The organism is Pseudomonas sp. GW822-FHT01E03, assembly GCF_058802985.1.
The window spans coordinates 563,769-574,619 of record NZ_JBXAOQ010000003.1 but is presented as its reverse complement, the minus strand read 5'-3'; the positions used below and the strand labels follow the sequence as shown (position 1 = coordinate 574,619).

General features: G+C 61.9%; 11 protein-coding genes. 5 read left to right on the top strand and 6 right to left on the bottom strand.

What is annotated here, in order from left to right; all coding sequences use genetic code 11:
- Positions 1 to 348 precede the first annotated feature (348 nt).
- On the bottom strand, positions 349 to 1,626 hold the full coding sequence (locus AC1RP7_RS08640) for an acetyl-CoA C-acetyltransferase (protein ID WP_493181615.1): 1,278 nt from the start codon (positions 1,624 to 1,626) through the stop codon (positions 349 to 351).
- A gap of 223 nt (positions 1,627 to 1,849) precedes the next feature.
- Between AC1RP7_RS08640 and AC1RP7_RS08635 the strand changes: the two genes are divergently transcribed.
- On the top strand, positions 1,850 to 3,202 hold the full coding sequence (locus tag AC1RP7_RS08635; RefSeq protein WP_340312230.1) for a 3-oxoacyl-ACP reductase: 1,353 nt from the start codon (positions 1,850 to 1,852) through the stop codon (positions 3,200 to 3,202).
- Positions 3,203 to 3,204: 2 nt separating this feature from the next.
- The gene (locus AC1RP7_RS08630) at positions 3,205 to 4,059 is read left to right on the top strand and encodes a MaoC family dehydratase (RefSeq protein WP_493181614.1); all 855 of its coding nucleotides are present in this window, start codon (positions 3,205 to 3,207) and stop codon (positions 4,057 to 4,059) included.
- Positions 4,060 to 4,118: 59 nt separating this feature from the next.
- Here AC1RP7_RS08630 and AC1RP7_RS08625 read toward each other — a convergent pair whose 3' ends face one another.
- Entirely contained in the window at positions 4,119 to 4,475 is a 357-nt protein-coding gene (locus AC1RP7_RS08625; RefSeq protein ID WP_493181613.1) for a DUF6124 family protein, read from the bottom strand.
- Between the two features lie 562 nt (positions 4,476 to 5,037).
- On the opposite strand from AC1RP7_RS08625, the gene AC1RP7_RS08620 reads away from it, so the two are divergent.
- Positions 5,038 to 5,193, top strand: coding sequence for a hypothetical protein (locus AC1RP7_RS08620; protein ID WP_198530222.1), 156 nt, complete (start codon positions 5,038 to 5,040; stop codon positions 5,191 to 5,193).
- On the top strand, positions 5,190 to 7,958 hold the full coding sequence (locus AC1RP7_RS08615) for an ATP-binding protein (RefSeq protein WP_493181612.1): 2,769 nt from the start codon (positions 5,190 to 5,192) through the stop codon (positions 7,956 to 7,958). The genes AC1RP7_RS08620 and AC1RP7_RS08615 overlap by 4 nt, the downstream gene beginning before the upstream one ends.
- A 108-nt stretch (positions 7,959 to 8,066) precedes the next feature.
- Here the strand turns inward: AC1RP7_RS08615 and AC1RP7_RS08610 are convergent, their stop codons facing one another.
- Genes AC1RP7_RS08610 through AC1RP7_RS08595 form a run of 4 tightly spaced genes read right to left on the bottom strand, consistent with a single transcriptional unit; the run spans position 8,067 to position 10,358 of the window.
- Positions 8,067 to 8,630 carry a DUF4136 domain-containing protein gene (locus tag AC1RP7_RS08610; RefSeq protein WP_057712146.1) on the bottom strand — a complete coding sequence of 188 codons (564 nt, stop codon included), beginning with the start codon at positions 8,628 to 8,630 and terminating at the stop codon, positions 8,067 to 8,069.
- Between the two features lie 55 nt (positions 8,631 to 8,685).
- Positions 8,686 to 9,294: a DUF4136 domain-containing protein gene (locus AC1RP7_RS08605; RefSeq protein WP_493181611.1), complete on the bottom strand. Its 609-nt coding sequence runs from the start codon at positions 9,292 to 9,294 to the stop codon at positions 8,686 to 8,688.
- Between the two features lie 12 nt (positions 9,295 to 9,306).
- Complete coding sequence (locus AC1RP7_RS08600; protein WP_057712148.1) at positions 9,307 to 10,056, bottom strand: methyltransferase domain-containing protein; 750 nt, start codon at positions 10,054 to 10,056, stop codon at positions 9,307 to 9,309.
- The gene (locus AC1RP7_RS08595; RefSeq protein ID WP_085727452.1) at positions 10,056 to 10,358 is read right to left on the bottom strand and encodes a MazG-like family protein; all 303 of its coding nucleotides are present in this window, start codon (positions 10,356 to 10,358) and stop codon (positions 10,056 to 10,058) included. The genes AC1RP7_RS08600 and AC1RP7_RS08595 overlap by 1 nt, the downstream gene beginning before the upstream one ends.
- A gap of 155 nt (positions 10,359 to 10,513) precedes the next feature.
- Between AC1RP7_RS08595 and AC1RP7_RS08590 the strand changes: the two genes are divergently transcribed.
- Positions 10,514 to 10,807, top strand: coding sequence for a hypothetical protein (locus AC1RP7_RS08590; RefSeq protein WP_057712150.1), 294 nt, complete (start codon positions 10,514 to 10,516; stop codon positions 10,805 to 10,807).
- Positions 10,808 to 10,851 lie beyond the last annotated feature (44 nt).

Here is a 10,851-nt window from a genome sequence, read left to right as displayed (position 1 = left end):
ACGAAAGCGGTATGGCAGTCAACATTGATGTTGAAGCTGATGGCCCCATCGCGAGCAAGCTCGCTCCCACAAGGTTTCAGTGTCGCTCACATAATCTGAGCCAGGCACAAAACCTGTGGAAGCGGGCTTGCTCGCGAAAGCGGTATGGCAGTCAACATTGATGTTGAAGCTGATGGCCCCATCGCGAGCAAGCTCGCTCCCACAAGGTTTCAGTGTCGCTCACATAATCTGAGCCAGGCACAAAACCTGTGGGAGCGAGCTTGCTCGCGATGGCGGTATGGCAGTCAACATGGATGTTGAAGCTGATGACCCCATCGCGAGCAGGCTCGCTCCTACAATTGCGACTGTTCAACGTTCGATAATGGCGGTCACGCCCTGCCCGCCCGCCGCGCAAATCGAAATCAGCCCCCGCCCCTTGCCCGCCGCATCCAGCAACTTCGCCAGGTTGGCGACGATGCGCCCGCCCGTGGCGGCAAACGGATGCCCCGCAGCCAGTGAGCTGCCCTTGACGTTGAGCTTGCTGCGGTCGATCGAGCCCAGCGCCGTATCGAGCCCGAGACGGGTTTTGCAGTACTCCGGATCTTCCCAGGCCTTCAAGGTGCACAGCACTTGCGCGGCGAAGGCTTCGTGGATTTCGTAGTAGTCGAAGTCCTGCAAGGTCAGGCCATTGCGCGCGAGCAAGCGCGGTACTGCGTAGACCGGCGCCATCAACAACCCTTCGGCACCGTTGACGAAATCCACCGCCGCCGCCTCACCGTCACGCCAGTAGGCCAGAATCGGTAACCCGCGTGCCTTGGCCCATTCCTCGCTGCCCAGCAGCACCAGTGACGCGCCATCGGTCAGTGGCGTGGAGTTGCCGGCGGTCAGGGTGCCCTTGGCGCTTTTCTCATAGGCCGGCTTGAGCGCGGCGAGCTTTTCCAGTGTGGAGTCCGGGCGCAGGTTGTTGTCGCGGGTCAGGCCCAGGAACGGTGTCATCAGGTCGTTGTGCCAGCCCTCGGCGTAGGACGCCGCCAGTTTCTGATGGCTCTCAAGCGCCAATTGATCCTGTGCCTGGCGAGGGATGTTCCAGGTCTGGGCCATCAGCTCGCAATGCTGGCCCATGGACAACCCGGTACGCGGCTCGCCGTTGCGCGGGAGTTCGGGGATCAGATGTTTGGGACGCAATTGCAGGAAGGTTTTCAGTTTGTCGCCGGTGGTTTTCGCGCGGTTGGCTTGCAGGAGGATTTTGCGCAGGCCTTCGCTGACACTGATCGGCGCATCCGAGGTGGTGTCCACGCCACCGGCGATGCCGCAATCGATCTGGCCCAGGGCAATCTTGTTCGCCACCAGCAGTGCCGCTTCCAGCCCGGTGCCGCACGCCTGCTGGATGTCATAGGCCGCAGTGGCGGGCGACAGTCGCGAACCCAGTACGCACTCGCGCGTGAGGTTCATGTCTCGCGACAACTTGAGCACCGCCCCGGCGACCACTTCACCAATGCGCTGGCCGTGCAGGTTGTAACGTTCGATCAGGCCTTCGAGGGCGGCGGTGAGCATCACCTGGTTACTGGCCGTGGCATAGGGGCCGTTGGAGCGGGCGAAGGGAATCCGGTTACCGCCGATGATCGCGACGCGGTGCAGTTGGGTCATGAAGAGCTCCTGACAAAAGACCTGATGTAAACACTAACCCCTGTGGGAGCGAGCCTGCTCGCGAAGAGGTCAGCACATGCAACATCGATGTTGGCTGATACACCGCCATCGCGAGCAAGCTCGCTCCTACAATGTAACCAAGCGTAGGCCTTATCTCGTGGATCGAACGACTGATCGCCATTCATGGTCCACACTTTGATCCCCAGCTTTCGGAGCGTGTTCCATGTCTGACCGCTATATCGACTTCGCCAATTCGTCCATCGGCCATCGCCTGGTCGGCGCCCTGGGGTTGCCGACACCGACCAGACTGGAGCGCTGGCAAGCGGGCCGGTTGCGACCTGTAGAAGGCGCCCTGCTGATTGGAGGCGGGCCGTTGGCCGAACACGTCAGCGCTTTCGCCAACCGTCTGACCGACGCAATCTACAGCTACGGCGCCGAGCCTTCGATGGCCACGGCCTGGATTCCCGGCCATGGACCGAAACTCAAGGCCGTGGTGTTCGACGCCAGTGACCTGCTGCACACCGATCAGCTCAAGCAACTTCGCGAGTTTTTCCAGCCGCTGATGAAAAACCTCGACCACTGTGCGCACCTGGTGATTCTCGGGCGCGATCCGCAAACCTTGCGCGACCCGTTCGCCGCCAGTGCCCAGCGTGCCCTGGAAGGTTTCAGCCGTTCACTGGCCAAGGAGTTACGCAGCGGTGGCACCCTGCAATTGATCTACGTCGGTGAAGGTGCCGAGGGGCAACTGGAAGGCCCACTGCGGTTTTTCCTCTCACCGAAAAGCGCCTTCGTGTCCGGGCAGGTCATTCGCTTGAATCCGTGTTTGACGCCCGTCACCGACTGGACACGCCCGCTCGCCGGGCGCAAGGCACTGGTCACCGGTGCGGCGCGCGGTATCGGTGCCGCCATTGCAGAAACCCTGGCCCGCGATGGTGCCGACGTCATCCTGCTCGACGTGCCGCCGGCCAAAACCGATCTCGAAGCCCTCGCCGCACGCCTCGGCGGGCGCACCATCACCCTCGACATCTGCGCCGAAGACGCCGCCGCGCAATTGATTGAACAACTGCCCGACGGGCTCGACATCGTGGTGCACAACGCCGGCATCACCCGGGATAAAACCCTGGCCAACATGACCCCGGAATACTGGGACGCGGTACTGGCGGTCAACCTCAATGCGCCGCAAGTGCTGACCAAAGCCCTGCTCGACAGCGGCGCCCTGCACGACAACGGCCGGGTGATCCTGCTGGCGTCCATCAGCGGCATCGCCGGCAATCGCGGGCAAACCAATTACGCGGCGAGCAAGGCCGGGTTGATCGGATTGGCGCAAGCCTGGGCGCCGCTACTCCACGAGCGCAGCATCAGCATCAACGCCGTGGCACCGGGCTTCATCGAAACGCAGATGACCGCGCACATTCCCTTCGGCCTGCGCGAAGCCGGACGCCGCATGAGTTCGCTTGGCCAGGGCGGCCTGCCGCAGGACGTCGCCGAGGCCGTGGCCTGGCTCGCGCAACCGGGCACCGGCGCGTTCACCGGGCAAGCGTTGCGCGTATGCGGGCAAAGCGTTCTGGGGGCTTAAGGATGATCACCGACTGGCACACACTCAACCGCGAACCCGGCCTGCCGGGATTGTACGCACGAGCGGCGACACGGCGAAAAATCACGGGCACCACCCTACCCGATTCGGGTTTGCGTTGCTGGGTCGAAGTCGATCCCAAGCGCCTGGCGGCTTATCGCAAGGTCTGTGGTTTCGCCGACAACGGCCTGCTGCCACCGACCTACCCGCACATCCTCGGGTTTGCCTTGCAGATGCGACTGCTCACGACCAGGGACTTCCCGTTCCCGCTACTGGGCCTGATTCACCTGAGCAATCGCGTTCGTGTACTGCGTCCCATGGGTGGAGTGAATCGGGTGCGCGTCAGCGTGCATGTGCAGAACCTGCAACCCCACGCCAAAGGCGCGACGTTCGATCTGCTGACCACCCTCGACGATCAGTTGGGGCCGTTGTGGGAAGCAGAAAGCCGGATGCTCTGTCGCGGCGTCAAACTCGAGGGTGAACCGCTCGAAGAGAGCCTGGTATCTAGCCTGGCCCTGAGCGAAGTCGAGCACTGGAAAGCGCCTTCGGACATCGGCCGGCAATACGCCAAGGTGTCCGGCGACTACAACCCGATCCACCTCAGCGCGGCCAGCGCCCGACTCTTCGGCTTCCCGACCGCCATCGCCCATGGCCTGTGGAACAAGGCACGCACGCTGGCTGCGCTGGCCGGGCATCTGCCTGTAGCGAATGTCGAGATCGCGGTGCAGTTCAAGAAACCGGTACGGTTGCCCAGTGAGGTGACGTTACTGGCCAGTGCGCCAGGGCCGAGCGGGGATTTTCAGTTGGTGGGTGTCGGGGAGCTGGAGCATATGGTCGGGCATTGGCGGCCGGTTGCCTGATAAAGCTGATACCTCGACGTGGCGAGGGCGCTGGCTCCCTCGCCACAAAAGCTCCGTGGTTAGTTTTGCGGATCGAGATTATCCAACGCCCGGTTCACCGCCAGCTCACCCAGCATGATCACCTGCGCAATCCCCAACAGGGTGTTGCGCTGCGAGCCCTCCAGAAAACCTGCGAAATCACTCGCCATCACACTCGCCGACGCCAGCGACTCACAGGCGTGGGCCAGCAGGGTCTCGGTATCGATGTCCGGGGCGATGACGAACAGAGTGCTGGGTTTGTGAACGGCAGGTGGCTTGGACGGATTGAGGTAGTGATCGAGGGCGCGGTCGGCGGCTTCGTGGAATTTATTTGAGTGAGGGGATTGGTAGGGGGAAACGTCGTCGGTTTCGGGGGGATTTGGGGTGGGTTTGAACATGGTGAAGCTCCATTCTTGGATTTGGAGTTCGCCATCACTGCGACCAAGCAGAAGGGTGGCGAACCGTACGCAGGTTGGTCGACCAGGGAATGGAAACCCGGCAGGGCCTAAGCCCTCCCACGCACAGCTCGCCATTAAGCAAGCACAAAAATGCCGCTCACGCGGCACTGTGCGCCATTCTAAACCCGGGCGACCAAACCCGATCACTGATTTTGCAGCGACCGACAAAGGCTAGAGATCGCGCTTCCGACGGACAACCTGAAAAACATGTCGGAGATTTCCTCGGGATCTGAGGAAAACTACACAGGAATGTGTTGGCTGAAAGGGCGTCATCGCGAGCAAGCTCGCTCCCACAGTGGATTGGGTACACCCGCAAGATTTCGGTCGGCTGGCAGGGCGTCATCGCGAGCAGGCTCGCTCCCACAGCCAAAAGTGACCCGCTAAGAGCGGAACCGTAAGCAGCCGCTGCCGAAGAAATGGATATGTACACAACCCAAACCTCCGTTTTGGCGGAATGATTCTATGCTGACATTACTCAGTGATGGTCAAGGTAGACGCACTCATGAAAGCCAGCCTCCCCCACAAACAAAAAAGTGCCGCCGCGAATGAGTTCGCCCTGGGATTGCTGACCGCCGCCATTCATCTGAACCTGCCGGGCATCGGACAGGTACCGAATCTGCCGGCGACCCTCACGACCAGTGCGAGCCTGCAATTTTGAGTGCCGGGGACAAACTCTTCGGGCGCCTGCTCCATCGCCATCCGCCGCCCCCGCCGGAGCCGCAAGAGGCACCGCGGGTGCACAGTTTCGGATTGCAGATGCAGCTCAATGCCGAGGGGCGTGTCGTTCAACTGAGCGGTCCGCTGCGGCACTTGCTGGCCCAGCACCCCCCCAGCGAGCAGGCACCGCATCTGTTCGACTTCCTGTTGCCCCACAGCAGCCTCATCATCGAAGGCTCGCCGGCGGACTGGCAGGGGCAAACCCTGGACCTGGACTTCTACAGCCTCAACGGCCCCCCGCTGCATTTGCGCGGCTGGGTGCAGCCCTTGGCCGATACCTGGTTGTTGCAGATGCTGGACATCGGCGACCTGCTGCTTGAGCGCCTGCAATCGCGCAACCGCGAACAATGCCAGGTGCTGGCGCAGCAAATCGCCGAACAGTTGCGCCTGTGCAGCCTGACGCGCCTGCCCGAGGTGCTGACCGAGCAACTGCAAAGCCTGGCCCAGCGTTTTCAGATCCCCTGCATTGCCCTCGCCTTACTCGATGAGCAGGAACATGGTTGGCAGATTCAACAGCACTACGCGGCCCCGGATGCACCGCAACTGTGGCAAAACGGTCAACGCCTGGGCACGGGGCTGGACAGTTTGAGCGGCTCGGCTCCGCAGCACCTGACCCCGCGCGAACACCCGCGCCTGCAAGGTACGTTCGGCAATACCGATGGCTTCGTCGTGCCCTATCATGATGCGCAAGGGGTGGTCGCCTGGTTGCTGTGCGGTTTCTACACGGCGCAAAAACGCGCCCCCGATGTCACGGAACGCGACTGGCTACAAATCACCGCCGCGCTCGCCAGTCCCTTGCTCGGGCGCCTGCGCGAGCACCGGCATCACCTGCAACTGGAACGCCTGGAATCGCTGCAAGCCTTGCTGGGAACAGGCTGGTGGGAAGTTTTCAGCGACAGCGACGAGGTTCAGTTGGCACCTTCGCTGGCCACTACCCTGAACCTTGGAATGTCGCGTTTATCCATGCAGGACTGGCTCGATCAGGTGTATCCCGCCGACCGCGAAGAGCTGCGCATCTGCCTGCAAGACTTGCAGGAGACTGGCACTCCCCTGCTGCTGTGCGTGCGCCTGTATCGCCCCTACGGTGCGCCCGCACCCGCCTGGTATCGCCTGCAAGGCCAGGCTCTGGGCGCGGGAAAAAACCGTCGTCTGGTGGGGTTCATGCTCGACATCAGCGACATCAAGAACCAGGAACAGAGCGCCATCGCCGCCCATGCACGTCTGGACAATCTGATCGCCAGCTCTCCGGCGGTGATTTACGTACAGCGCTATGTCGACGGTGCGTTGCACCCGGTGTTTTTCAGCGACAGCCTGTTGCCACTGCTCGGCTGGACCCTCGCCGACTGCGCACCCGGGGCGCTCGTGGAGCGGGTGCATCCCGACGACCGACCGCAGTATTTCGAGCGCACGCGGCTGTTGCTGCGTGAAGGCTCGGTGCGTGCCCGCTATCGGTTGCGTGACAGTCACGGCGACTATCACTGGCTGCTGGATGAAGCGAAGTTGTTGCGCAACGACCTCGGCCTGCCGGTGGAAGCCGTGGGCCTGTGGCTGGACATCACCGAAGCGACCCTGGCCACCGAACAGGTCAGGCAGAGTGAAGAACGCTACCGGATGTTGGTGGAAGACTCGCCGGCGATGATCTGCCGCTACCAGCCGGACTTGACCCTGACCTTCGGCAACCGCCCGCTGGCCACCTGTCTGGAGTTGACACCCGAGCAATTGCCGGGGGTGAATCTGGGCGACTGGATGTCCGGGGAACAGCGCACTGCATTCATCCAGCGGCTGAACCGACTGAGCCCCGAGTTTCCGGTCAGCACCGCCGAGATCAACCTGCAACTGCCCGGCTGCGAACACGCCTGGTGGGTCTGGTCCGATCGTGGAGTGTTCGATGAACAGGGCCGGTTGCTCGAGGTCCAGGCCGTGGGGCGCGACAACACCGAGGTGAGGCGCGCGCAGCAGCAGCTCACACAAAGCGCGAAAATGGCCACCCTCGGAGAAATGGCCACCGGCCTGGCCCATGAGATCAACCAGCCGCTGAACGTGATGCGCATGGCTATCGTCAACGTACTCAAGCGCCTGAACAACGGCGACGTACAGGTCGACTACCTGATCGACAAGCTCACGCGCATCGACACGCAAGTGCAGCGCGCCGCGCGGGTGGTGGACCACATGCGGGTGTTCGGCCGCCGCTCGGAAACCGAGCAGCAACCGTTCAACCCGGTCCAGGCCATCGAAGGCACGCTGTCACTGTTGTCCGAGGACCTACGCGACAAAGGCGTCGACCTGCGCATCAGCGAGACCGGTTTTGAGGTGCAGGTGCGCGGCTATGTCGATCAGCTTGAACAGGTACTGATCAACCTGATGGTCAACGCCCGGGACGCGTTGCTCGGCAAGCGCGAAACCCTGCCCGGGTTCAAGCCGTGGATTTCGCTGTACACCGAACGGGATACACACTCGGTACGCCTGTGGGTCGAGGACAACGGCGGCGGTATCGACCCGCGTTTGCTGGAGCGGATTTTCGAGCCGTTCTTCACCACCAAACCGGTGGGCTTCGGCACCGGTCTGGGGCTCTCGGTGAGCTATGACATTGTCGAGAACATGGGCGGCAAGCTGAGCGTCAGGAACTCCACCGAGGGTGCGCGTTTCTGCATAGAACTGCCGATTGTGCTGCCGGATCAGATCACCAGGGATGGGCGTCCCGAGTGACAACCGAGGTTGGCACCCACCTCGACTTTGTTCAGGTCGATCCCCAGGCTCGTCAGTGCCAGGCATAAAAACCCCTGTAGGGCACAGGGGTTGAGAGACTGGCTGACTCTAGGATGCGTGCGGTGGGTAGTTGGCCAATATCCGCGTGACTGTTTCCCAGATGGCATCGCGACGATCCGTCGGGTTCGGCGTGCGGCTGAGTATCTGTTCGTCACTACCACGCCACACCAGTTTGCCGTCCTTGCCATCGAGCAGGTCGATCTGGATGGTCGCCACTTTGTAGCTGACGTTGCGGGTTTCGTTATACATAGGGGCGCCGTAGTAGCCATACCACGGGTTACCCCAGCCGCCACCGTAATTGGTGGTCACCTGTTGTTGCCGCTCTTCGACAATCAGGTAGGTCTGCACATTCAAATCGCCCTTGGCGCCTGCGGCGGCCGGGCGCAGACCGCGCTGATCCAGTTGATCGGCAACCGCCTGACGGATGCGCTGCTCGGTCAGGTCGCTCTTGATCCGTGGATCGTCGGGACGGTATTGCAGGGCGGGTTCTTTCCAGGTCCAGCTGCGATAGGCAGCAAAGTCGCGGCTGGCGTCGAAGTCATGATTGACCTGGTTGGCGGCGCAGGCACTGAGCAGCGCGGCCACTGCCAGTAAAACAAAACGGCGGAACATGATGAGTCTCCGGTTGAAGGCATGATCCTGCGGAATGCTTCTTATCTACAAGAAGCTAACTAGGAGGATACGCCGACATTGCCTTTTTCACAGCCTCCCGTATGGCATCGGCCCGCTCGCTTTCGCTGCCCCGGTTGCCGGTTTCAGCGCTGGAGCTCCACACCGGCTGGCCGCTCCTGGCGTCAAACATATCCACCTGAACCACCACGACTTGCTCCTGATAGGTACGAACGACAGGTACGGTGGCGTACCCGCCATATCCAGGGCCGTAGCCGTTGTAGCCACCATAACCGCCGCCGTAATAGTCGTCCTGTACCTGGCGCAAACGGGTTTCCAGGCGCAGGTCGGCGCTGACCAACAGGTCGGCCGGGCGATTGTCGTGCAACGGGCGCAAGCCGCGTTGATCCAGCGCATTGCTGACCGCTTCGGCGATCTGTGCCGAGTCGGCCCAGGCGGTGCCCGGCGGCAGATGCCCGTCGAGCCAGGCCCAACTGCGGTAGCGCCCATAGTCACGGGGGGCTGCCGGGTAAGCGCTGCGGTCAAAGGTGTTGGCGGCCTGGGGCGGCGCCGGTGGCAATGGGTTGGACGTGGCGACATAGGGGTTGCTGCCCTGACAGGCAGCCAGCCCCAGGCAGAACACCAGTACACCTGAATGACTTTTCATTGCGTGCTCCGATCAGACAGGCCGACAGATCCAGTGCAAGTAACGTCCAAGCCCGGCAAAGCTCGGATGACGACGGTGGGCCAGTTCCATTTCCAGCAGGTCCGCCAGCTCGGCGCGGGCCTGGAATTCCACCGGCATGTAATCGTGGAAAACCCGCACGCCACTCATGGTTTCGACCTGCCACAGACCTTCAAGTTGCGCCGCCAGCTCACGCGGATCAAGGGGCTGTTGCGGGGTCAGGCTCTGCTTTTCGCCGGCCATGTCGTTCTTGCGCATCTTGCGGAAATGCCCCTTGAGCAAGTTGCGATATATCAGCGCGTCACGGTTGTAGAACGCCAGGGACAGCCAGCCGTCAGCCTTGGTCAGCTGATGCAGCACCGGCAGGATGGCGTGGGGTTCGGCCAGCCATTCCAGCACGGCGTGGCACAACACCAGGTCGTAGGGTTCGGTGAGTTGCCCGAGCAGCTCCTGCCAGGGTGCCTGAATGAACGTGGCGCTCTGCCCTGCTTCGGCAAAACGCTGGCGGGCGCCTTCGAGCATCGGCTCGGCAGGCTCGGCGAGGGTTACCTGATGGCCGCGCTGTGCCAGCCACAACGACATGTGGCCAAGGCCAGCGCCGATGTCCAGCACGCGCAGCGGCCGGTCGGGCAAGACCTCGGCCAGATCGGCCTGCAACACCGCCAGACGGATCGCACCTTTGGCGCCGCCGTAGATTTTTTCGGCGAAACGGGTCGCCAGTTGATCGAAATGACGGTCGCTCATCAGCTGAATCTCCGTTCGCTGTCCGCCAGTTTGCTGCGCACCACGGCGTCCATGTCCAGGCCCAGTTCGCTGCACAGCAGCAATAGATAAAGCACGATGTCACCGACTTCCTGCCCGGCGTGGGCGAGTTTGTCCGCCGGCAACTGGCGTGACTGGTCTTCGGTCAGCCACTGGAAAATTTCCACCAGTTCGGACATTTCCACACTCGCGGCCATGGCCAGGTTTTTCGGGCTGTGAAATTGCCGCCAGTCATTGCGGTCACGGATGGCGTGCAGGCGTTCGGTCAGTTCAACAAGGTTCATCGGGCTCTCCTGAAGACGTATAGCTTCGGGGGGATCACAGGTGAAGGCAAGGGCAGAAGATGCATGTTCTCTGTGCAACCCTCTATGCTTGTGGGAACTCGGCAGCCTGATCGACAGCCCAAGACTCAATTCTCTTTAAACAGGACGTTCACTTCATGCAGGTAGAAGGTTTTTCCGAATGGCTCGGCCAGGTACTCGGCTCGATCATCCGCTTCATCGTTGATGGCCTCAGTGGTCTGTTCAATCTGTTGAGCAACGCCAGCAGCAATTTCATCGAAGGCCTGTCCCAGGCGCTGGGCATGGATACCTCGGTCATCAGCATCGTGACCTTGATCCTCGGCCTGATCCTGCTGTGGTCAGCGATCCGCGCCTTTCTCAATGCGTCGTTCATCATGGGTTTCATCTGGTTGGTGCTGGGGCTGTGGTTGCTCAGCTGGATCATCCATTGACCCCACCGAACACCTGTGGGAGCGAGCTTGCTCGCGATGGCGGC